The organism is Elioraea sp. (assembly GCF_051860475.1).
Lineage (GTDB): Bacteria > Pseudomonadota > Alphaproteobacteria > Acetobacterales > Acetobacteraceae > Elioraea.
In genome coordinates this window covers 1-21,927 of the sequence record NZ_JBHYDW010000074.1, presented here as the reverse complement: position 1 = coordinate 21,927, position 21,927 = coordinate 1, and the positions used below count along the sequence as shown (strand labels likewise).

General features: G+C 70.3%; 21 protein-coding genes and 1 pseudogene. 12 read left to right on the top strand and 10 right to left on the bottom strand.

The window, feature by feature from the left end; translation table 11 throughout:
* The 3 genes from ACTIFU_RS13815 to ACTIFU_RS13805 form a co-directional block, all read left to right on the top strand.
* On the top strand, positions 1–265 hold a 265-nt coding region (locus tag ACTIFU_RS13815), incomplete at its 5' end, for an FCD domain-containing protein (RefSeq protein WP_439578895.1).
* 39 nt (positions 266–304) lie between these two features.
* Positions 305–3,118, top strand: coding sequence for a P-loop NTPase fold protein (locus tag ACTIFU_RS13810; RefSeq protein ID WP_439578894.1), 2,814 nt, complete (start codon positions 305–307; stop codon positions 3,116–3,118).
* The gene (locus ACTIFU_RS13805) at positions 3,115–4,299 is read left to right on the top strand and encodes a M20 family metallopeptidase (RefSeq protein WP_439578893.1); all 1,185 of its coding nucleotides are present in this window, start codon (positions 3,115–3,117) and stop codon (positions 4,297–4,299) included. Before ACTIFU_RS13810 ends, ACTIFU_RS13805 begins: the two co-directional genes overlap by 4 nt.
* A gap of 77 nt (positions 4,300–4,376) precedes the next feature.
* On the opposite strand, the gene ACTIFU_RS13800 is transcribed toward ACTIFU_RS13805, so the two are convergent.
* Positions 4,377–5,033, bottom strand: coding sequence for an aspartate/glutamate racemase family protein (locus tag ACTIFU_RS13800; protein WP_439578892.1), 657 nt, complete (start codon positions 5,031–5,033; stop codon positions 4,377–4,379).
* Positions 5,034–5,216: 183 nt separating this feature from the next.
* Here ACTIFU_RS13800 and ACTIFU_RS13795 point away from each other — a divergent pair, with 183 nt between their 5' ends.
* The 3 genes from ACTIFU_RS13795 to mtnA are packed head-to-tail and all read left to right on the top strand — an operon-like array spanning position 5,217 to position 7,160.
* Positions 5,217–5,582 carry a DUF983 domain-containing protein gene (locus ACTIFU_RS13795; protein ID WP_439578891.1) on the top strand — a complete coding sequence of 122 codons (366 nt, stop codon included), beginning with the start codon at positions 5,217–5,219 and terminating at the stop codon, positions 5,580–5,582.
* A gap of 4 nt (positions 5,583–5,586) precedes the next feature.
* Positions 5,587–6,066, top strand: coding sequence for a UPF0262 family protein (locus ACTIFU_RS13790; RefSeq protein ID WP_439578890.1), 480 nt, complete (start codon positions 5,587–5,589; stop codon positions 6,064–6,066).
* Positions 6,066–7,160: an S-methyl-5-thioribose-1-phosphate isomerase gene (gene mtnA / locus ACTIFU_RS13785; protein ID WP_439578889.1), complete on the top strand. Its 1,095-nt coding sequence runs from the start codon at positions 6,066–6,068 to the stop codon at positions 7,158–7,160. Before ACTIFU_RS13790 ends, mtnA begins: the two co-directional genes overlap by 1 nt.
* Here mtnA and ACTIFU_RS13780 read toward each other — a convergent pair.
* Both ACTIFU_RS13780 and ACTIFU_RS13775 read right to left on the bottom strand, forming a co-directional pair.
* Positions 7,142–9,193, bottom strand: a complete 2,052-nt coding sequence (locus tag ACTIFU_RS13780) for a TRAP transporter permease (RefSeq protein ID WP_439578888.1) — start codon at positions 9,191–9,193, stop codon at positions 7,142–7,144. The genes mtnA and ACTIFU_RS13780 overlap by 19 nt on opposite strands.
* Positions 9,194–9,203: 10 nt before the next feature.
* Positions 9,204–10,220 carry a TAXI family TRAP transporter solute-binding subunit gene (locus ACTIFU_RS13775; RefSeq protein WP_439578887.1) on the bottom strand — a complete coding sequence of 339 codons (1,017 nt, stop codon included), beginning with the start codon at positions 10,218–10,220 and terminating at the stop codon, positions 9,204–9,206.
* A 153-nt stretch (positions 10,221–10,373) separates the two neighbouring features.
* On the opposite strand from ACTIFU_RS13775, the gene ACTIFU_RS13770 reads away from it, so the two are divergent.
* Genes ACTIFU_RS13770 through ACTIFU_RS13755 form a run of 4 tightly spaced genes read left to right on the top strand, consistent with a single transcriptional unit; the run spans position 10,374 to position 13,319 of the window.
* Entirely contained in the window at positions 10,374–11,213 is an 840-nt protein-coding gene (locus ACTIFU_RS13770; protein WP_439578886.1) for a transporter substrate-binding domain-containing protein, read from the top strand.
* Entirely contained in the window at positions 11,207–11,953 is a 747-nt protein-coding gene (locus tag ACTIFU_RS13765; protein WP_439578885.1) for an amino acid ABC transporter ATP-binding protein, read from the top strand. Before ACTIFU_RS13770 ends, ACTIFU_RS13765 begins: the two co-directional genes overlap by 7 nt.
* A gap of 10 nt (positions 11,954–11,963) precedes the next feature.
* A complete protein-coding gene (locus tag ACTIFU_RS13760) occupies positions 11,964–12,644 on the top strand; it encodes an amino acid ABC transporter permease (protein ID WP_439578884.1) in 681 nt (226 codons plus the stop codon).
* A 3-nt stretch (positions 12,645–12,647) separates the two neighbouring features.
* Positions 12,648–13,319, top strand: coding sequence for an amino acid ABC transporter permease (locus tag ACTIFU_RS13755; RefSeq protein ID WP_439578883.1), 672 nt, complete (start codon positions 12,648–12,650; stop codon positions 13,317–13,319).
* 6 nt (positions 13,320–13,325) lie between these two features.
* On the opposite strand, the gene ACTIFU_RS13750 is transcribed toward ACTIFU_RS13755, so the two are convergent.
* Positions 13,326–13,826: a rhodanese-like domain-containing protein gene (locus tag ACTIFU_RS13750; RefSeq protein WP_439578882.1), complete on the bottom strand. Its 501-nt coding sequence runs from the start codon at positions 13,824–13,826 to the stop codon at positions 13,326–13,328.
* 121 nt (positions 13,827–13,947) lie between these two features.
* On the opposite strand from ACTIFU_RS13750, the gene ACTIFU_RS13745 reads away from it, so the two are divergent.
* The gene (locus ACTIFU_RS13745) at positions 13,948–15,312 is read left to right on the top strand and encodes a hypothetical protein (RefSeq protein ID WP_439578881.1); all 1,365 of its coding nucleotides are present in this window, start codon (positions 13,948–13,950) and stop codon (positions 15,310–15,312) included.
* Here the strand turns inward: ACTIFU_RS13745 and ggt are convergent.
* Positions 15,263–16,948: a gamma-glutamyltransferase gene (ggt, locus tag ACTIFU_RS13740; protein WP_439578880.1), complete on the bottom strand. Its 1,686-nt coding sequence runs from the start codon at positions 16,946–16,948 to the stop codon at positions 15,263–15,265. The two genes, ACTIFU_RS13745 and ggt, sit on opposite strands and share 50 nt — an antisense overlap.
* 368 nt (positions 16,949–17,316) lie before the next feature.
* On the opposite strand from ggt, the pseudogene ACTIFU_RS13735 reads away from it, so the two are divergent.
* Positions 17,317–17,512, top strand: a pseudogene (locus tag ACTIFU_RS13735) (transposase); the annotation flags it as partial.
* Positions 17,513–17,701: 189 nt separating this feature from the next.
* Here the strand turns inward: ACTIFU_RS13735 and ACTIFU_RS13730 are convergent.
* From ACTIFU_RS13730 to ACTIFU_RS13710, 5 genes are all read right to left on the bottom strand, one after another.
* Positions 17,702–19,111, bottom strand: a complete 1,410-nt coding sequence (locus ACTIFU_RS13730; RefSeq protein WP_439578879.1) for a sigma-54-dependent transcriptional regulator — start codon at positions 19,109–19,111, stop codon at positions 17,702–17,704.
* A gap of 52 nt (positions 19,112–19,163) precedes the next feature.
* On the bottom strand, positions 19,164–19,469 hold the full coding sequence (locus ACTIFU_RS13725; RefSeq protein ID WP_439578878.1) for a hypothetical protein: 306 nt from the start codon (positions 19,467–19,469) through the stop codon (positions 19,164–19,166).
* Between the two features lie 7 nt (positions 19,470–19,476).
* On the bottom strand, positions 19,477–20,481 hold the full coding sequence (msrP, locus tag ACTIFU_RS13720) for a protein-methionine-sulfoxide reductase catalytic subunit MsrP (protein ID WP_439578877.1): 1,005 nt from the start codon (positions 20,479–20,481) through the stop codon (positions 19,477–19,479).
* Between the two features lie 77 nt (positions 20,482–20,558).
* Positions 20,559–20,954, bottom strand: coding sequence for a hypothetical protein (locus tag ACTIFU_RS13715; RefSeq protein WP_439578876.1), 396 nt, complete (start codon positions 20,952–20,954; stop codon positions 20,559–20,561).
* Positions 20,955–21,026: 72 nt separating this feature from the next.
* The coding region (locus ACTIFU_RS13710) for a cytochrome d ubiquinol oxidase subunit II (RefSeq protein ID WP_439578875.1) at positions 21,027–21,927 on the bottom strand (901 nt) is incomplete at its 5' end.

The window sequence follows — 21,927 nt, the reverse complement described above, 5'->3', positions numbered from 1 at the left end:
CTTCCACGAGACCCTGTTCGCGGCCTGCGGCAACCGCCATCTCGCCGCGACCATCCGCGACCACGCGCGGCTGTCTCTCGCGTTCCGCTGCCATGCGATGGCCGATCCCGCCCTGGCCGTGCAGGCGCGCGACGAGCACCGCGCAATGCTGCGCGCGCTGCGCGAAGGCGACCGCGAGGCGCTGGTGCGGCTCTGCGTCAACCACACGAGCTTCGCCAAGCGCGCCTATCGCCGGGTGCTGGGGGCCGTCGAGCAGGCGGCGTAGGCGCTTCCGGTGCCTGTGCCGGGCCGGTAATGTTCCGCCATGGCGGAGGCACCCGGCGCACCCTGGCCCCCTGAGACGCTGGACCAGGCGCTTGCGGCCGAGTTCTCGGCGACGACGCGGCGCGCGCTGGAAGCGGCCGGCGCGATGGCGGCGAACGAGGCCTCGACGCGCGGCGTCTCGCCCGTCGTCGGTCTTCGCGCGCTGATCGGCGGGCTGGTGGCGGTGGGCGAGATGGAGCGCGGGTCGCCGCTGATCGCCGCCGCGCTCGCCGAGGCGCTGGAGCGCCTTGCCGGCCCGGAAGCGATTGCGCGCAACCGCAGCCCGGCGGTCGAGAAAGGGGCGCCGACGGAACTGCCGCTGTCGCCCCGCGCGTCCGATGCGCTGGCCGTGGCGCGCCAGCTTGCCGAGCGCACGGTCGCGCGCGAACGGATCGACGCGCGGCATCTGCTGATCGCGCTGATCGCCCCGCCCGAGGCGCCGCTGCTCTCGGCCGCCCTGCGCCGCATCTGGCAGCGCGACTGGGGGATCGACCCGCAGGCGCTGCGCGCGCCCCTGCTCGCGGCAATGGAGGCGAACCCGGAAGCCTCGGAGGATCTCGGCGCCTGGCGCGCGATCCTGGGCGAGACCGTGCTGACGGCGGCCGCCTTCACCCCCGACGCACCACAGACCGACGATGCGCTGAACCGCCGCGGCGACGCGCGGCGGCTCGCCGAACTCGCCTGCCTGAAGGACAACGCCCCGCCGCTTGCGATCGGTCTGTTCGGCGACTGGGGCAGCGGCAAGTCCACCTTCATGGCGATGATGCACCAGGAGGTGGAGCGCATCGGCCGCGACTGGCGCGGCGAGGCGAACACGCCGTTCGTGACGAACGTCGCGCAGATCCGGTTCAACGCGTGGTCGTTCTCGGATGCGAATCTCTGGGCCTCGCTCGCGGTCGAGATCTTCGGTGGCCTGCGCGACGAGGTGGCGCGGATCGAGGGCAAGACGACCGATCGGGGCGATGCGCTGCTGGCTGAGATCACCGGGCGGGCGGAGCTCGCCAAGGCGTCGCTGGAGACCGCGAAGCGCGCAGCGGAGGACGCGCGGCGCGCGATCGCCGCGCTGGACCGTCAGATCGCCGCACTCGACACGCGGCTCGCCGAGCAGGCCCAGCGCGGCGTGGCCGGCGGCGCGGCGGAGGTGCTCGCAATGCGCGGCGAGCAGGTGACCGAAACGCTGCGCGCGCTGGGCGTGATCGGGCCGAACGAGGCGGCGACCGCGACCGCGCTTGCGGCCGAGGCGGCGAAGCTGCGCGCGGCGGGCCGGGGGTCGTTCGCTGTCGGCCGCCGGCTGGTCGCGTTGATGCGGCCCGGCGCGGGGCGCACGGCGATCCTGTCGCTCGCGGCGGCCGCCAGCGCGGTAGTCGTCGTGTCGTGGGTGTTTCCCTCGGTCGTCGCGACGCTCGCGGGGCTGGTCGCCTTCGCAGCACCGCTCGGCGCGCACGCGGCGCGGGCGGTCACCGCATTGTCGCCGATCCTCGACGCGGCGGAAGCGGAAGCGAAGGCCGAGGCCGATCTGCGCGCCGAGCGCGAACGGCTTGCCGCAGAACGCGAAGCAACCTCGGCACGGCTCGCGGCGCGCGAGGCCGAGACCCGCGCGACCGTCGCACGGATCGAGAGCCTGGATAGGGCCGCCGCCACGCCGGGCGCGATGCTGCGCTTCTTCCTCTCCGAGAGCGACGAACTGAAGGCGTATGAGCAGGAAATCGGACTGATCGGCCGGCTGCGGCGGAGCTTCGAGCAGCTCGATCGGCTGATGGCGGCGCAGGCCGATCCGAAGCAGGACACACGCCGCGACCTGCCGACGATCGACCGCATCGTGCTCTACATCGACGACCTCGACCGGCTGCGCGAGGAGCAGGTGGTGAAGGTGCTGGAGGCGGTGGCGCTGCTGCTCCAGTTCCGCCTGTTCGTCGTCGTGGTCGCGGTGGACGAGCGCTGGCTGCGCGGCGCGTTGCAGACGCACTACGGCAAGCTGTTCGAGAACGGCGCAGGGCCGAGCGACTACCTGGAGAAGATCTTCCAGGTGCCGTTCTGGCTGCCGCGGCTGGGGCCGGGCGATCCAGCCTTCGCGGGGCTCGCTCGGGTGCTGATGCCGGAAGGTGTCGAGGCGGAAGAAGAGAGGCGCGAGACGCTTTCCGAAGCAGCGGTGGCGCCTGTCGGTGCGGTCGCCGTCGATTCCGACGAACAGCCACAACCGGGCGACGCGACACCACAGGAAAGCCGCGCTGCGACTGCGGAGCGCGTGACGCTGACCAAAGATGAAGCGGAGGTCCTTGCGGCACTAATGCCGCTCGCTGCCACGACGCCGCGGGGCGCAAAGCGGTTCGTCAATCTCTATAGGCTTGCGCGCTCTTCCCGTGAAGGCGAGGCACTACGCACCTTCTTGGGAGCAGCCGGGACGCGTCCCCAGTACACTGCGCTGGCACTAATGCTGGCATATCAGACGCGCGTAGACCCGGTCCTCGCTGATGCCCTCGGAACGCTATTCACTCGTATCCGAATGCGGGATGACTATGAATTTTTCCGTTTCATCCGGCAGGAGCGTGCCAGTGACATATCGTCACTGCTCTATGCTCCGCTCAAACAAGACATGGACAATGCACAATACGCACTTAATAAAATTAAGCCTGTTTCCAGTACACTTCTTTATCAATACGAACTGATACACAAATGGCACCCTAAACTAACCTTCAATGAGGCCCAGAGAGCCTTCATCGAAGCCCGCCGCTACTCCTTCCACCCGCCCAAGGTTGACGAACCCGCCCCACCGCCCGAGGCTCCGCCCGAACCAACCGGGAGCAGCCCCGCATGAACCTCGCCTCGCCCGAAACCGCCATCACCGACTGGCTCGCCACCCAGAAGCAGGCGATGCTCGATCTGCTCGAGCGCCTTGTGAACACCGACAGCGGCAGCTACGACAAGCCCGGCGTCGATGCGGTCGGCGCCCAGATCAAGGCGTTCTTCGACTCCCACGGCATCGCGGTCGAGACCATCCCCGGCGCCACCAAGGGCGACGTGCTGCGCGCGGTGCTGCCGGCGCCCGACCAGGCCGGCGGCAACGCGGGGAAGAACATCGTGCTGATGGGTCACCGCGACACGGTGTTCCCCAAGGGCGAGACAACGCAGCGCCCGTTCCGGATCGAGAACGGCCGCGCCTACGGGCCGGGCGTGGCCGACATGAAGGCCGGGCTGGTGATGAACGCCTTCGTGCTGGCGGCGTTCAAGAAGTTCGGGGCCGCACCCGGGCCGATGGTGGGGCTGTTCACCGGCGACGAGGAGATCGGCTCGCCCGAGGGCCGCGCCTCGATCGAGGCCGAGGGCCGCATGGCGCGCGCGGTGTTCAACAGCGAGCCCGGCCGGCCCAGCGGCAACGTGGTCACCGCGCGCAAGGGCGGGGTGTTCATGGTGATGTCGATCGAGGGCAAGGCCGCGCATTCGGGCGGCAATTTCGAGGCCGGCATCAGCGCCATCGAGGAGCTCGCGCGCAAGATCATCGCGATCCACGCGCTGACCGACCTCAAGGCCGGGATTACGCTGAATGTCGGCCTGGTGCGCGGCGGCCAGTCGGTCAACACCGTCGCGCCGCATGCCGAGGGCGAGATCGATCTGCGCTATGTCGAGCCGGCGCAGCGCGACGACATCGTCGCCAGGATCGAGCAGATCGTGCGCACCGCGAACGTGCCCGGCACACGCGCGACGCTGACCATCAAGGGCGAGTTCCTGCCGGTGAACCCGACCGCGGCGTCGAACGCGTTGTTCGAGACCTATGTCGGCGCCGCGTCCGATGCCGGGCTGAAGGTCGCCGGCGAGTTCTCGGGCGGCTGCGCGGATTCGGGATTCACCGCGGCGGTGGGTGCGCCGACGATCTGCGGCGTCGGGCCGGTGGGCGGCAAGGCGCACTCGCCGGAGGAGTATCTCGAGGTCGATACGGTGGTGCCGCGCGCGCAGGCGCTGGCGCGGGCGATCTGCCGGCTGCCGCAGGCGGGGCTGTAGGTCCCGATCGCCCCGTCAGCCGCGCGGCTTGCCCCAACGCAACGTGCGGCCGCCGATGCTGCGACGGACGCCGACCCTCAGCGGCTCTGGAGAAGTCTCGCCAGAGCAAGCCCCGCCGCCGCCTGGCACGGCTCGACCACCGGCACGCCGGCCGCGTCCTCCACCGCCGCGCGGTGATGCGCCATGCCCGCGCAGCCGAGGATGACGGTCTGCGCTCCCCGCCCGACCAGCTCACGTGCGGTCTGCTGCATCGCCGCGCGCGTCGCCTGCGGATCGAGCAGCGTATCCATGTCCACGTTCATCGCGATCTCGGCGGCGAGCCGTGCCTCGGTGCCCATCTGGCGCAGCGCGAGCGCGTGCCGCTCGATGCTCGCGGAGGCAAGCGCGATCACGCCGAAGCGCTCAGCCAGCGTCAGGGCCTGGGCGACCGCGGCTGCAAACGTCCCGATCACCGGCCTGCGGGTGGTCTCGCGTGCGGCCGGCAGCGCGGGATCGGAGGCGCAGGCGATGACGAACAGGTCGGTGCGGTTGTCCTCGCGGCGGATGGTGTCAAGGATCGGACCCGCGGCTGCGTACCAGTCCGACCAGGCGACGATCGCCGGCGGTCCGTCTGGCAGGGTGGCGACGTCGAGCGTGGGGAAGCCCTCGGCGCGGAAGGGGTCGAGCGCGGCGGCGATGCCCGCGCCACAGCGCTGGTTGCTGTTCGGGTTGATGAACAGGATCCGCCCGGTCATGGCCGCCATCCTGCGGCCGCAGCCCTCGTCAGCCAAGGCCCGGCGGTTTTTCCTTGAACCTCCGGGCTGGGAGCGCCTATTTGGTGCACTGCAACACGAACGCCACACACTCCATATAGTGAGGGCATGTCTCCGCACCTCCTGCCCCAGCATCCGGGCGTATCCGCCTGGGCCATGCCGTCGATGTGGGCTGCCCTCACACGCGGCGCCGCGAACCGCTGTCCGAGCTGCGGCCAGGGCACGCTGTTCCGCGGCTACCTCAGGATCGCCGAGCGGTGTGGGACGTGCGATGCACCGGTGGGCCGTATCCGCGCCGACGATGCGCCGCCCTACTTCACCATCTTCATCGTCGGCCACATCGTGATCCCGCTGATGCTGATGGCCGAGCGCGGCTACGCGCCCTCGCCCTGGACGATGGCGGGGGTCTTCGTGCCGCTGTCGCTGCTGCTTGCGCTCGTGCTGCTGCGCCCGGTGAAGGGTGCGACGGTTGGGCTGATGATGCGGCTCCGCATCACCGGGCGCGAGAACGACCCGCGTCCCGAGGGGTGAGCGCGTGCCGCACCGGAGCCGGATCGGCGAGATCGTGCTTGAGGCCGAGGCACTGACGAGGCCCTCGGCCGAGCTGGAGGCGGACCGGAACAGCGCGATCGCCGATCTGCTCCACGAGAACCGCTTCATCCCGAGAGGCGCGCCGGACGGTCCCTACACGCTGAATCTCGCACTCAACGAGGGGCGGCTCGTGTTCGACATCCGACGCGCCGACGGTGCGCCGATCGGCGCGGTGATCCTGGCGATGGGCCCGTTCCGCGGGCTGATCAAGGACTACATGATGCTGGTCGGTGCGCATCATGCCGCGGTGGCGGAAGGGCAGCAGGCGCGCATCCAGGCGATCGACATGGGCCGGCGCGGCCTGCACAACGAAGGCGCGGAACTTCTGGCGAAACGGCTCGATGGCAAGATCGACGTCGATTTCGACACCGCGCGGCGGCTGTTCACGCTGATCTGCGTGCTGCACCAGCGGCTGACCCACTGATGCGGCTCGGGGCTGAAACGACGCGCAGCCTGCGTGCGGCCGAGGATGCGCGGTCCTTCGCGATCCTCGACCAGACACTGCTGCCCTGGCGCGTCGTCTGGCTGAGGATCGAGACCAAAGAAGCGGCAGCGCACGCGATCCGGGCGATGCAGGTGCGCGGCGCGCCGCTGATCGGTGCGGTCGGCGCCTATGGCCTGGCACTCGCGCTGCGCGAGGATGCCTCGGATGCCGCGCTCGACGCCGCGCATGCGATGCTGGCGGCAACACGCCCGACTGCGATCAACCTGCGCTGGGCGCTCGACCGCGTGCGCGACGCCGTGCTGAACCAGCCGCATGCGGCGCGAGCCGCGCTCGCCTGGCAGGTCGCCGGCGCGATCTGCGACGACGACGTCGCGACCTGCACGGCGATCGGCCGGCATGGCCTGAAGCTGCTGGAGGAGATCGCGGCGCGCAAGCCGGCGGGCGAGCCCGTCAACGTACTGACGCATTGCAACGCCGGCTGGCTTGCGACCGTCGACTGGGGTACCGCCACGGCGCCGATCTACCTCGCGCACGACACCGGCATTGCGGTCCATGTCTGGGTGGACGAGACGCGCCCGCGCAACCAGGGCGCGGCCCTGACGGCGTTCGAGCTCGGCAGTCACGGCGTCGCCCACACCGTCGTCTCTGACAACGCAGGTGGGCACCTGATGCAGCGGGGGCGGGTCGACATCGTGATCGTCGGCACGGATCGCGTGACGCGCACGGGCGACGTCGCGAACAAGATCGGTACCTACCTCAAGGCGCTGGCCGCGCACGACAACGGCGTCCCATTCTGGGTCGCGCTGCCGCACTCGACGATCGACTGGTCCCTACGCGACGGGATCGCCGAGATCCCGATCGAGGAGCGCGGCGCGGAGGAGGTGACGGAGGTCACCGGACTCGGCCTCGACGGTGTGGTGACGCGCGTGCGCGTGGCCAGTCCCGGCAGCCCGGCGGGCAATCCCGCCTTCGACGTCACGCCCGCGCGGCTGGTGACCGGGCTGATCACCGAGCGCGGGCGCTGTGCAGCCAGCGAAACAGGACTGTTGGGCCTCTATCCCGAGAAAGTTTGAGCCAACTGCCGCCGTGCAGCCACCCAGTTCACCGCCGCGACCGGTGTCACGAGCGCGGCTCCGATCAGCGTCGCCGTGAGCGACGGCGCGATCATCAGCAAGCTCGCCGCGATCAAAGGAAGCCGCGCAACGAGCGAGAGCGGGGCGAATAGATACCCCGTCATCGCGATGCCAAGTGCGGAGACGCCGGCCGCGCAGCTCAACGCGACCATCACGAACTCGCCGAACTCGAAGCCCGGCAGAACCACCAGCATGACCGGCGCATAGGCGAACACGAACGGCACGATCGCCTTGCCGAGCCCCAGGCGGAACGCGGTCAGCCCGGTGCGGAACGGGTTGGCGCCCGCGATCCCCGCCGCGGCATAGGCGGACACGCACACGGGCGGCGTCAGGTCGGCGAGAATGCCGAAGTAGAGGATGAACAGATGGGCCGCGAGCGGTGGCACGCCGAGCTGCATCACCGCCGGCGCGGCGATCGCAGCCAGCACGATGTAGAGCGCGGTGGTCGGGATGCCGGCCCCCATCGCCACGCAGACGAGCGCGACGAACACCAGCGTGAGGAACAGCGTCAGCCCCTGCATGGTGATCGCTCCCTCGGGCAGCAGAGCGATCAGCGGCGCGAACGACTCGGCCGTACGCGCGGCCGCCTGGGTGACGATGAAGCCGACGCGGAACCCGGCGCCCGTCAACGTGATCACGCCGACCACGATGCCGACGGCGGCAGCGGCCGCGCCGACCGCGAGCGCGTAGCGCGCCCCCGTCTCGAAGCCGAACCAGAGATCGGTGAGCGTCAGGCGGTTCCGCGGGTTCAGGAACCCGATCACGACGCAGGCCGTGATGCCGTAGAACGCCGCGAGATAGGGCGTGTAGCCGGCGACGATGGTCCACACCAGGATCACCAGCGGGATCACGGTCGGCCAGCCACGGGCAACGGTCGGCCCGAGCCGTGGCAGGTCGTCCGGGTCCATGCCGCGCAGGCCGAGGCGCTTTGCCTCGAAATGCACCTGCACGAACACGCCGAGGAAGTGCATGAACGCCGGCACCGCCGCGGCGACCATCAGCGTGGTGAGCGGGATCTCGAGGAATTCGATCATCACGAACGCGGCCGCGCCCATGATCGGCGGTGTGATCTGCCCGCCCGCGCTCGCCGCCGCCTCGACCCCGCCGGCAAAATGCGCGCGGTAGCCGATCTTCTTCATCGCCGGGATGGTGAGCGAGCCGGTGGTGACCGTGTTCGCGATCGACGAGCCCGAGATCGAGCCGAACATCGCCGAGGAGACCACCGCCACCTTGGCCGGTCCGCCCGGATAGCGCCCCGCGATCACCGAGGCGAGGTCGATGAAGAACTGCCCCAGACCCATCCGCGTCGCGATGACACCGAACAGCACGAAGTGGAACACGAAGGTCGAGACGACCTTCGCAGGAATGCCGAAAATCCCCTCCTGCGTCAGATAGACGTGGTTGATCAGCCCGCTCCAGTCGGCGCCAGGATGGCTGAGCACGCCATCGATCCGGTGACCGAACAAGGCGTAGAGAATGAAGATGATGACGATGCCGGGCAGCACCGGCCCCATCGCACGGCGTGCAGCCTCGAGCGTCAGCACGACCATGATCGTGCCCATCGTCACATCGGTCGTGTTCGGCATACCGATGCGGAACGTCAGCTCGTCGAACACGACTGGCAGGTAGATCGCTGCGGCGATGATGGTCGGTGCCAGCAGCCAGTCGAGCAGCGGCACGCCATAGATGCTGGGGCCGAAGAGACGTGAGGGTCCTGGGAAGATCAGGTAGATCAGGCTGAGCACGGCGGCGAGGTGAATCGCCTTGTGCCAGTGCTCGGTGACGATGCCGAAGCCAGCCGTGTAGTAATGGAATATCGAGAGGGCAACGAGAGCGATCGAGACCAGCGCCTTCGCTGGTCCCGTGACCGTGCGGAAGCGGAGCTCGCTGTCATAGACGCGCTCGAGCTCCGCTGCCCTCTCGTGATCGAGGCGGCGCGCTGCCTGCGCGCCGCCTCCGCCGGCCTTGGTCATCGTGGCTGGATCAGTTCAGCAACCCCGCCTCGCGATAGAACTTCTCCGCGCCGGGATGGAACGGCAGCACGCCACGGCCGAGCAGCGCCCGTTCGCGCACGATCTCGCGACCCTTGGCGTGGCCGCGATCGAGCAGGCCGCGCGTCACGTCGGACCACAGCGCGCGCGTGATGCCGTAGACCAGATCGTCGGACACGCTGTCACGCACGAGCCAGAGCGCACCCACCGTCAGGGTCGGCGTGTCGGCCTCAAGGCCCTCGTAGGCGGTCCGGGGAATCACGCCCGGGCCATAGAACGGCGCACGCTCGACCACGCGCTGCGCGGCCTCCGGCAGCACGGGCAGGATGCGGCAGCCGGTGCGCGAGCAGAACTCCGAGAACGCCGCGGCCGGGTAGCCGACCACCGTCATGGTCGCGTCGAGCCCGCGGTCCTGCATCCGTTCCGTGCCCTGGGCCTGATTCAGGTACTCCGGGGTGAAGTCGCGGTTGGCCTGCAGTCCATAGGCGGCGAGGATCAGCTCGCTGCCGATGCGCGCGCCGGAGGCCTGCAGGCCGATCGCGATGCGCTTGCCGCGCAGGTCCTCGAAACGCTGGATCGGGCTGTCCTTGCGCACCACGGCATGGATGTGCTCGGGGAACAGATGCGCGATGAAACGCAGCCGGTCGAGCTTCGGCCGCCCGTCGAACAGCCCGGTCGAGGTATAGGACCAGTGCGTCACGTCGGACTGCACGAACCCGCTCTCGGCATTGCCGGCCTGGATCAGGTTGACGTTCTGAACGCTGCCCTGGGTCGCCTGCGCCACGGCCACCAGGCCGGGCACGCCGTCGGTGCCGCCGGCCTCGCGGCAGCGCGAGCCGGGCGGGCAGGAGATGGCGTTGGCGATGATCCCTCCGATCGGATAGTAGGTGCCGCCGGCACTGCCGGTGCCGATGCGGAAGAATTGCGGCGCCTGAGCCGATGCGGCCGTGGCCATGACGAGGCCGGCCGTCGCGGCGGCGGCGAGCAGCGTTCGACGAAGCGTTGGCATGAGGTCTTCCTCCCAGTCCGTGGGTTCGATGCGGCGGCCACGCTACCGGTGGTGTGAGGCCGGATCAACTGCGTCGGCAGGCGGCAGGTTGCCTGAGACGCCCGGGTGCGCGATGGTGACGCAACGCAGCAGAAGAGTAGGGAGAGGTTCACCATGAGAGGACATGCGCTCGTCCTTGCCGGGCTGGTCGCCTTCGCGGCCGCGCCGGCGCTCGCGCAGGGCCAGCCGCCGCTGCGCTGTGCGGTCGACGGCACCTTCGCGCCGCACGCGATGCCCAAGCTTGGCGGCGGGGTCGAGGGGTTCAACGTCGATCTGTTCCAGGCACTGGCGAAGAAGCTCGGACGCGAACTGGTGATCGACAGCGCCTCCTTCGCGGGCCTGATCGCGGCGATGAGCGCGGGGCGGTATGATTTCCTGTGCGCCCCCACAACCGTGACGCGTGAACGTGCCGAGAACATGCTGTTCACCGAGGGCTACATCTTCACCGAGTACCAGTTCGGTATCCGCCGCGGCTCCGCGCCGATCACCTCGCTCGAGGAGCTGCGCGGCAAGACGATCTCGGTCAACAAGGGGAGCGCCTACGATTCGTGGGGTCAGGCGAACGCGCAGCGCTACGGCTTCACGGTGCAGGCCTATGACACCAACACCGACGCGATCCAGGCGGTGATCGCCGGCCGCGCGTATGCCAACCTCGCGGGCAACACGGTGGTGAAGTTCGCCGCCACGCGGAATCCGCAATTCGTCCCCGACTTCGTGATGAAGGAGACGCGCGCGCACTGGGCTGCGCCCTTGCGTCGCGACAGCACGGAACTGCGCGATCAGCTTGATTGGGCGATCGAGTGCCTGAAGAAGGACGGTACGATCGCGGCGCTGTCCGAGAAGTGGTTCGGCACGAAGCCCGGCGCCGACGACGCCGAGAACACGCCGTTCCCCGGCCGTGGCGTGCCGGGCATGCCGGGCTATGACCCGACCCCACACACGCGGGGATGCTGAACGGCGCGCCGATCCTCGACGCGCGGGGCATCCACAAGCATTTCGGCACCCTTCATGTCCTGAAGGGGGTTGATCTTGTGGTCGCTCCGCGCGAGCTGGTGTTCATCATCGGCCCCTCGGGCAGCGGCAAGTCGACGTTGCTGCGCTGCTGCAACCGCCTTGAGGAGCCCTCCTCCGGCAGCGTGGTGGTGGACGGGATCGACCTGCTCAACCGGCGCACCGACATCAACGCCGCGCGCCGGCGCATCGGGATGGTGTTCCAGTCGTTCAATCTCTACCCGCACATGACGGCGCTCGGCAACGTTACGCTCGCCCTGCGCCGGGTGCTCGGTCGCCCGCGCGACGAGGCCGAGGCGGTCGCACATGCGGCGCTGAGGCGCGTCGGGCTGGACGAGAAGGCGAACGCCTATCCCCTCGAACTGTCCGGCGGGCAGCAGCAGCGCGTGGCGATCGCGCGCGCGATCGCCCTCGAGCCGCGCGTGATGCTGTTCGACGAGCCGACCAGCGCGCTCGATCCCGAACTCGTCGGCGGCGTGCTGAAGGTGATGCGCGAGCTGCGCGAGAGCGGCATGACCATGGTGGTGGTCAGCCACGAGATGGGCTTCGCGCGCGCCGCCGCGGACCGCGTCCTGTTCATGGACCACGGGCTCGTGGTCGAGGAAGGACCGCCCGCGCAGATCTTCGGTGAGCCGAAGGCCGAGCGTCTGCGCGACTTCCTGCGCGAGCTCGACCGTCATTGAGCCGGCAGCGGTGACGAACTGGGACAACTTCGTCTTCACCTTCTTCAACGCGAAGGTGATGGCGGAGTACCTGCCGCGCATCATCGACGGGTTCTTCCTCACGGTCGGGCTCGCGGCGCTGATCGTCGCAAGTGGGCTCGCTCTCGGGCTTGCGCTCGCGGTGGTCCGGAGTTTCCGGATCACGCCGCTCAACTGGCTGATCGTGTTCCTGGTCGACCTGTTCCGCGCGCTGCCGCCGCTCGTGATCATCGTGCTGATCTATTTCGGCCTTCCGCCGGTCGGACTCGCGCCGTCGGGCTTCGTCTCGACCTGGCTCGCGCTCACCTTCGTGCTCGCCGCCTTCGCCGAGGAGATCTTCTGGGCCGGCATCCTCGCCGTGCCGAAGGGACAGTGGGAGGCGGCGCGCAGCACGGGGATGAGCTTCGCGCGCACGCTCGGCTGGGTGGTGCTGCCGCAGGCCCTCCGGCTGACCATCCCGCCGCTGACGAACCGGACGATCGCGATCACCAAGGGCACCGCACTCGGCTCCGTGGTCGCAGTGGCCGAGATCCTGAGCCAGGCCTCGGCGGGGGTATCGTTCTCGTCGAACCCCTCGCCGCTGACGCTCGGCGCGATCGCCTATCTGATCCTGTTCGTCCCGGTGGTGGCGTTCGGCCGCTGGGTCGAGACGCGCTTCGCCTGGAGGCGCTGAACGGTGGAGCTGTTCGTCGCCACCTTCCTCAATCTCGAAGTGATGCGGGCCGCAAGCCCGATCCTGCTGCAGGGGCTGCTGATCACGCTGCAACTGATCGCGGTCGCGGTGCCGCTCGGGCTGTTCGGCGGAGTGCTGCTCGCGCTGCTTTCCACTGTGCCGTCACGCTGGGTCCGCTGGCCGCTGATCGTCTGGGTCGATCTGTTCCGCGCGTTGCCCCCGCTCGTGCTGCTGGTCTTCATCTATGCCGGTCTGCCCTTCGCCGGGATCGACATCTCCGCCTTTGGCGCCGTCGCGATCGGGTTCTTCCTCAACACCTCGTCCTACTACGGCGAGATCTTCCGCGCCGGGATCGAGAGCATCCCGCGCGGGCAGATGGAGGCCGCGCGCAGCACCGGGCTTTCCAAGACCCAGGCGATGCTCTGGGTGGTCCTGCCGCAGGCCGCGCGCAACGTCCTGCCCGATCTCGTCTCCAACACGCTCGAGGTGGTGAAGCTTACGTCGATCGCGTCGGTGGTCGCGCTGCCCGAACTCCTCTACCAGGCGCGCCAGGCGCAGAGCGTGACCTACAACCCCTCGCCGATCGTCGCCGCGGCGGCGATCTACTTCATCCTGCTCTGGCCGGTGGTGCGGCTGCTCTCGCGGCTCGAGCACCGCGCGGTCGCGCGGAAGTAGCGCGAGCTACTCCGGACGCCAGGGCAGCCCGCCCGCGCGCCAGCCCGTCAGCGCACCGCGCCTGCCGTCGCTCGCGTCCGGACCCGTCATTCCGCCGGCGACACTGACGGCATCGGCGAAGCCGACCTCGCGCGCCGCACGAACTGCTGCCGCGCTCCGCACGCCGGCGCGGCAGATAAACACCAGGCGGTGATGTCCGGGCACGAACCGGCTGAGGATCGCAGGGACGAAGGCGGGCTCCACCGCCATTCCCGGTCCGATCAGAACGGCCAGCAATGTCACCTCACGCCCGAGCGCCGACAGGTCGGGCACGCCATCCTCGGCGCGTTCGGGCGCGGTCGCGACATCGATGAGGATGGCGCGCGGATCCGCGCGCACCAACTCCCAGGCCTCGAAGGGCTCGATCTCCTCGGCAGCGACGCGCTGCGACGAAACAGCCAGCAGCGCGGACGCGACCAGGGCACGGCGTCCGATCAGCGAGCCGGGTCGGGCGAAGAAACGCCACATCGCCGCTGCGCCTCGTCGGCAGAACTGTTTCCATATTACTACGACCACGCTCGGCTGGCCAGGGCCACGGCGCCCGCTCGCCGCCTTGCCGGTGCCACACCGTTCGCCTACCCGGCGGACCATGCCGGTCCCGCTTGCGATCCCGCTTGCCGCGCTGCTGCTGCTGTGGCCTGCCGTCTGGAACGGCTGGCCGCTCGTGTTCAGCGACACGGCCGACTACCTCTGGATCTGGACCACGCCTGGGCTGCGCGGCATCCGCCCACCCGCCTATGGCTGGCTGATCGGCCCGCTGCATCTCGGACGCTCCCTCTGGCCGGTGATCGCGGCACAGGCGCTGCTGACCACTTGGCTGACATGGCTCGTGCTGCGACGCGCGGGATTGGGCTCCGGGTGGGTGCTGCTCATCGTGACCGCGGCGCTTGCCGCGACGACGGGCGCGCCATGGTTTGCCTCCTGGGTGATGGCCGATGCGCTGACCGCGCCGATGGTGCTGGCCGCGGCAGCACTGATCCTGGGCAGGCTCGGGCGGATCGAGACGGCCGGCGTGTGGCTAGTGCTCGCCGCGACCGCCGCGGTGCACCTGACGCATCTGCCCACGCTCGCGGCGATCCTCGCCCTGCCGGGCGCGGCACGTCTGGTCTGGCGCGACCTGCCCGCGACGTGGCGCGGACTGGCCCTCGCTGCGCTCGCCCTGATCGCGGCGCCGGCGATCAATCTGACAGCGAACTGGCTGTCCACCGCCACCGCGACCCTCGCATTCGGCTCGTCGGTGTTCATGGGGGCGAGGCTGGTCGGCGACGGGCTGATGCAGACCTATCTCGAGGCGAACTGTCCGAACCCGGCCTGGACGCTCTGCGGCGACATCGCACTGTTGCCACGCGATTCCGACGACTTCCTCTGGAACCCCACCTCCGTGGTCTGGCGCAACCGTGACTTCTTCCGCCTCGAGGGTGAGCTCGCTGCGCTGAACCCGCGCGTGATCACCGCGCACTGGCAGGATTTCCTGCGCAACGGGCTGACCCGCGCGCTCGATCAGCTCGTCACGACGCGCGTCGGCACCGATCTCTCCGTGCGCGTCAACGAGGACCGGCAGCTCCTTGTCCGGGTGGTGATCCCGCGCTTCGCCGACGCGCTCGGACCCGCCGCCGGCGCCGCGCTCGATGCCGCGCGCCAGACCAACGAGGAGATCGCGGGGGCGCTGCCTGCCCGGATCGCCGGGCCGGTGTCGCTCCTGTCGGTACCGTTCGTCGCGCTCTGGCTCGCGCTCGACCGCGATGCGCGACGCTCGCCGGTCGCGATGCTCGCGCTTGCCGTCGCCGCAGCGTCGCTCGCCAATGCGCTGGCGGTCGGGCTCGGCGGCGCAGTGCACGACCGCTACGCCGCGCGGCTGATGTGGCTGTTTCCGCTGGTGCTGGCGATGCTCGCCGCGGGTCGCGTCAGTCGCCGAGCACCACGCCCTCGCGCCGGCGATCCGCCCCGCCCGTGATGCCGCGAGCGGTGACGACAATCGCGTGCAGACCTGACACGGTCGGACGAACCGTCACCGTGTGCCCGCGCGCCTCCAGCGCCGACTTGAGCCCCGCCGCCTCGGTGTCGTCTTCCAGCAGCACCGGGCCGCCCGCCGTCAGCACGCGTGGCAGGTCGATCGCGGCCTGCGGGTCCATCGCCCAGTCGAGGATCGCGACCAGGGTCTGCGCCACATAGCCGATGATCAGCGCGCCGCCCGGCGAGCCGAGGATGACACGCAGCTCGCCCTGCGGATCGAACACCATGGTGGGCGCCATCGAACTGCGCGGGCGCTTGCCGGGCTCGACACGGTTCGCGACCGGCCTGCCGTCGATCTCGGGGCGGAACGAGAAGTCGGTGAGCTGGTTGTTCAGCAGGAACCCCGCCGCCATGATCCGCGCGCCGAACCCGGCCTCGATCGTGGTGGTCATCGCCACCGCGTTGCCCGCCGCGTCCAGGATCGAGACGTGGCTGGTGCCGGTATCGCGCAGCGCCGCGTCAGGCGCACCTGTAGCCTCGCGCCAGGGCGGATTGCCGGGTTTGGGAGCAGGGTTCGCACGGTCGCGGTCGATCAGTTGCGCGCGCGCGGTGAGATAGGCGGGGTCCAGCAGGCCGCGCACCGGCACGCGCGCCTTGTCCGCATCGGCGACGTAGAGGTTGCGGTCGGCGAAGGCGAGCCGGCCCGCCTCGGCAAGCCAGTGCGCCGCGTCCGGGCTGCGCGGATCGAGCGAGACCATGTCCGTGTGCGCGATAAGGCCGAGGATCTGCCCGACCGCGATCCCGCCGGACGAGGGCGGCCCCATGCCGCAGACCCGCCAGGCGCGGTAAGGTACACAGACCGGATCGCGCGGCACGGTGCGATACGCGGCGAGATCGGATGCGGTCAGGCGCCCCGGATTCCAGTCGGCGCCGCGCACCGCCGCGACGATCGCCTCGGCGACCGGCCCGTCGCGCAGGGCCGCCGCGCCGCGCACGGCGATCGCGTGCAGCGTGGCGGCGTAGGCCGGGTTGCGCAGCATGTGACCCTCCGGCAGCGGCGCGCCGTCCGGCAGCAGGAAGTAGGCGCGCGTGGCGGGATCGCGCGCGAGGCGTTCCCGGTCGGCGGCGATCGCAGCGGCCAGTCGCGGCGAGACCGCGAAGCCCTGCCCGGCGAGCGTGATCGCCGGCGCGAACAACTCCGCCCAGGGCAGCTGCCCATGTGCGCGGTGCGCGGCCTCGAGCGCGGCGATCGCGCCCGGCACGCCGACCGCGCGGCCGCCGTGCGCTGCTTCAAGGAACGGCATCGGCGTGCCGTCGGGGCGGAGGAACAGATCGGGCGTCGCCGCGGACGGCGCGGTTTCGCGCCCGTCCCAGGCAACGAGCGACCGTGCCGCCGCATCCCAGTGCAGGATGAACGCGCCGCCGCCGATGCCGGAGGACTGCGGCTCGACCAGCCCGAGCACGGCCTGCACCGCAACCGCGGCGTCGATCGCCGCACCGCCGTGGCGCAGCACCTCGCGCCCCGCCTCGGCCGCGAGTGGATGGGCGGCGGCGACCATGTGGCGCGCGGCCGTCGCCGGCTCACGCGCGCCGGCGGCGGAGACGATCAGGAGAAGGACAAGCGGAACCCAGCGCATGGGCAGACCTCCGGCTGGTGCGGTCACGGGTCGCGACGACCCACGAGCCACGAGCAGTGTCGGAAAACATTACGCATGCCCGCGCGAGGTGACGCCACGCAACGCTCTGATTCCCTTTCAGTCCCGATCGGGGAGTGTCCGGAAAGTCTTGCGGCTTCGCGGTCGTCTTGGCGGCTCCCGGCGGAAACATCCATCGCAAGCAATTCTGGCAGGAGCTGTCCTAGCGCGGACCATTCATCAGGACTGGCGGGCGTGGTGCAACCCGTTGAGCGGCCGCAGGATCTGGCTGCGACCCCAGAGCCCTGCCGTTTCCGGACACCATCCCCGTCCACGCTCAAGCTACGCCGCTCCTGCCGGGCCTGTCACCGATGGGCGGCAAGCCGATCATCGCCCGCTGCGACGGCGGCTCGCTGTCATCCGATGGCGGCCTGCTGGCGCTGCGTGAGGTCGAGGCGCGCCTCGGCGCGGCCCGGCGCCTCGCCGCGTGCATCGACGATACGCGGGCGCCGGCGGCGGGTCCGGCACAGCCTCGTCGAGGCGCCGGCCTTCCGCCGCCGCCTGGTGCGGGACATCCACGGCCACTGGCCGCGCGTCGATATCCTGATCGGCGCCGACAGCCACGACTGCGCGCCGAAGGTGCTGGATTTTTGCCGCACGGCGCGCATCGACATCCTGCTCGGCGTCGCGGACGCATGCGACCGACGCGCTGCATCGTACGGCGCATGAAGCGCTGGCCGCGCTGTGCGGTGCGGGCTACTCCGCGACGCTGGGCAGCCCGGACGGGGTTGCCTCGCCCCAGGACACACGCTTGCGGTAGATCGTCGAGGGGCTGACGCCGAGATGGGCGGCGGCCTTGGCGATGTTGCCGCCGCAGAGCGCGACCGCGCGCTCGATCGCCTCGCGCTCGAGCTCGGCGAGCGGACGGATCAGCCGGCTCGCCTCCTCCGGCTCGGCAGGCGCCGGGGCGGGCAGGATCGCGCGCTCGCCCCCACGCCGGACCTGCGCCGGCAGCATCGACGCTTCCAGCAGCTCGCCGTCGTGCAGCACGACCGCGGTGCGGACCGCATTCTCCAGCTCACGCACATTGCCCGGCCAGGCATGCGCGAGCAGCGCCTCCCGCGCCCCCGGCGCGAGGCCGCGGAAGCGCCTGCCCTCCTCGGTCGCGAACCGGGCGAGGAACGCCTGGGCGATGCGCAGGATGTCCTCGCCGCGCTCGCGCAAGGGCGGCAGCACGATCGGGATCACGTGCAGGCGGTAGTAGAGATCCTCGCGGAACCGGCCCTGGCGCACCTCGTCCAGCGGGTCGCGGTTGGTGGCGCAGACGAAGCGCACGTCCACCTGCTCCTCGCGTGTGGAGCCCACGCGCTGGAACCGGCCGGTCTGGATGAAGCGCAGCAGCTTGCCCTGGAGTGCCAGGTCGAGCTCGCACACCTCGTCGAGGAAGAGCGTGCCGCCATCGGCCTGCGCGGCCGCGCCGAGACGGTCGGCGAGCGCGCCGGTGAAGGCGCCGCGCACATGGCCGAACACCTCGGACTCCATCAGATCGCGCGGGATCGCGGCACAGTTGAGTGCGACGAAGGGCCTGTCGCGCCGCGGCGACAGGCGGTGGATCGCCTCGGCGGCGAGTTCCTTGCCCGTACCGCTCTCGCCGGACACGAACACGGTCGCGCGGCTGGCGGCGGCGTTCTCGATGATGCGATAGACCGCCTGCATCGCCGCCGCCCCGCCGATGAAGCCGCAGAAGGTCGTGCGATCCGCGGCCTCGCGCAGCGCCTCCACCTCGCGCACCAGCCGGCGGCGCTCGAGCGCGTTCGAGAGCGTCACGAGGAGCCGCTCCTGCGCGAAGGGCTTGGCAAGGAAGTCGGCGGCACCCGCCTTCATCGCCGCGACCGCGACAGCGACCGAGCCGTGCGCGGTGATCACGATCACCTCGGGTGCGGGCCGCCGGGCGCGGAACTCCCGCAACAGCTCAAGCCCGTCCGCGTCCGGCAGGTTGAGATCGAGCAGCACCAGGGCCGGCCGGCGGGTCGCGAACAGCGTGCGCGCCTCCGTCCCCGTCGCGGCGTGCACAAAGGTCCAGGGCGCGTCGCGCAGATAGGCGCGGTACACCTCGGCAAGCGAGCGCGTGTCCTCGACGAGCAGCACGACGGGCCGATCGGCCAAACAGTCTCTCCCCGAAACCCTGGTCGACGGTAGCGGCGGCGCCGGCAGCGTCTCAAGCCCGGCGCGTGCGCCCGACCAGAATCAGCCCCAGCCCTGTCCCGATCAGCACCGGCCAGGCAGGCCAGGTGAGGACGGGCTGGATCACACCCTCCCACAGTCCGGGCGAGATGCGCCGCTGGATCCCGGCCTGGAGCATGTTCAACGAGGCCGGGTTGATCTCGAACCAGAGCTGACCAAGCGGGATGAAGCTGTGCCCGGCCTCGCTCACGCCCATCGCGGTCTCGCGAACGAGCGGCCAGAGTGCCGCCAGAATCAGCACGGCACCGAGCAGACGGAGGATCAGCCGCAGCACGCCCATGTCCGACTCACGCGAACAGCCGCTCGCCCTTGAGCCCGTCGTAGAGCTGGGCGACATACTCCCCGTAGCCGTTCCAGATCAGCGTCGGGCGGCGCTCGCCGGTGCCGAGCATGCGTTCGGTCGCCTGGCTCCACCGCGGATGCGGCACCTCGGGATTGACGTTGGCCCAGAACCCATATTCCCGCGCCTGGAGCGTCTCCCAGAAGCTGACCGGACGGCGGTCGGTGAAGCTGATGCGGACGATGCTCTTCGGCTGCTTGAAGCCGTACTTCCACGGCGTGATGACACGGACCGGCGAACCCATCTGCGGCGGCAGCGGCTTGCCGTAGACGCCGGTGACCATCAGCGAGAGCTCGTTCATCGCCTCGTCGATGGTGAGCCCGTCCCGGTACGGCCAGGGATACCAGCTCTGGCGGAAGCCGGGCGCGACCGTGGCGTCCTGGAACGTCTCGAAGACGAGATACCTGGCACCACCAAGCGGCTCGACCCAGCGCACCAGATCGGCGAGGGGGAATCCGACCCAGGGCACCGCCATCGCCCAGGCCTCGACACAGCGGAAGCGGTAGGTGCGCTCCTGCAGCGGGAAGCGCCGGATCAGCGCGTCGACGTCGATCGTGCGCGGGGTCGCGACCATGCCGTCGATGGTGACGGTCCAGGGTCGTGTCGGCAGACGCTGCGCCGCCTGCCAGATGCCCTTGTGGCTGCCGAACTCGTAGAAGTTGTTGTAGGTGATCGTTTCGCGCGTGTCGGTCAGCGGCCGGTCGAGCGTATAGGTCTCGACGCGGGCGGCCGGGTACAGGTCGCGCGTCGGGTCGTTGCCGACCTGGGCTTCCCACCAGCCGATCGGGTCGCGCCCCTGGCCGAACGCGGCGCGCAGACCAAGAGCTCCGGCCGCGATCGCGCCAGCGCCGATCGCGGTGGTCGCGAGCACGCGCCGACGATCGAGCACCGCGGCCTCGGGCGACAGCGTGTGTGCGGGCAGGTCCCAGCCCGGACGACGGCGGATCGGCATCGCATTTCCCTCCTGACATCTGCGTCCGATATCGTCGGGACCCGCCACGAGGTATCCTCACAAGGACTTGAGCGACGTCACGGCCGTGCCGGTGGCGGCTTGTCGTCGGGCGCCACCGGTTCCTCCGGCGCCTCGGGCAGCGGTGTCAGCCGATAGCCCTTCACGCGCATGCAGAACGACGTCAGGTCCTGGATCGCCTCAAGCCGGGACACGCCCCACCCCGGCGCGTAGCCGAAGCCAAGGCCCCAGCCCGGCCAGAACGGCCGGGGCCCCGGCCAGCCCCACCCCCCAAAGCCGAAGCCGAAAGCGAAGGCCGGCGAGCGGTTCACCTGCGTCACGGCGTCCTGCTGGCATCGACGAAGGTCCTCTTCGGACGCCCAGGCACCATCCGCCTCGCGCTGCCAGCCATACGGCCGGCTCGCACAGGCCGCCAGCACCGCGGCAGCGAGCAGACAGGTCACGAGGGGGCGCACGCTGGGCATGCCACGCAGCATAGACCCGCGCGGTGTCGCGATCATGGCCGCTCGCACGGTCGGGAATGGGCCTCAGTCGTAGCGCAGATCCTTCGCCTTCCCACCAAACACCAGCCAGGCCAGCACCGTATAGCCCAGGATCACCGGCATCACGACCAGCGCCCCGACCAGGATCAAGGTCAGGCTCTCGGGCGCGGCCGCTGCATCGTAGATCGTGATCCGTTCCGGCACGACATAGGGGTAGAACGACCAGGCGAGCCCGGCGAAAGACAGGCAGAACAGCGCGGTCGCACCCCAGAACGGCAGGTTGCGCAGCGCGTCGCCCGGTAGCGGCAACTGGCGCAGCAGCGCGTAGAGCGCGAGCACCAGGGCTCCCGTGGCCAGCGGCAGCGGCGCCAGCAGCACGACGTTCGGGAAGTCGAACCAGCGCGCGAAAATGCGCTCGCTGGTCAGCGGGGTGGCGATCGAGACCGCGATGATGCCGGCCGCGACCGCCCAGAGTCCCGACCGCGCCCAGACGATCGCGCGGCGCTGCAGCGCGCCTTCGGTGCGCCAGATCAGCCAGCATGCGCCGATGAAGCCGTACGCGACCGCAAGCCCGATCGTAGCGAGAAACGCAAAGGCGATCGCGGCAAGGGAGGCGTCGAAACCGAGCACGTAGCGGCCCAGCGTCCAGCCCTGCGCCAGCGCCGCAACCAAGGAGCCGGCGAAGAACAGCCGGTCCCAGCGCCGCTTGTCCGCGGCATCGGCCGCCTTGGCGCGGAACTCGAACGCGACCCCGCGCAGGATCAGGCCGAGCAGCATCGCGGCCACCGGCAGATAGAGTGCGGTCAGGATCACGCCGTGCGCCACCGGGAACGCGACCAGCAGCAAGCCGACGCCGAGGACGAGCCAGGTTTCGTTGGCATCCCAGAACGGCCCGATCGAGGCGATCATCCGGTCCCGCTCCTCCGGAACGCGGGTCGCCCGGATC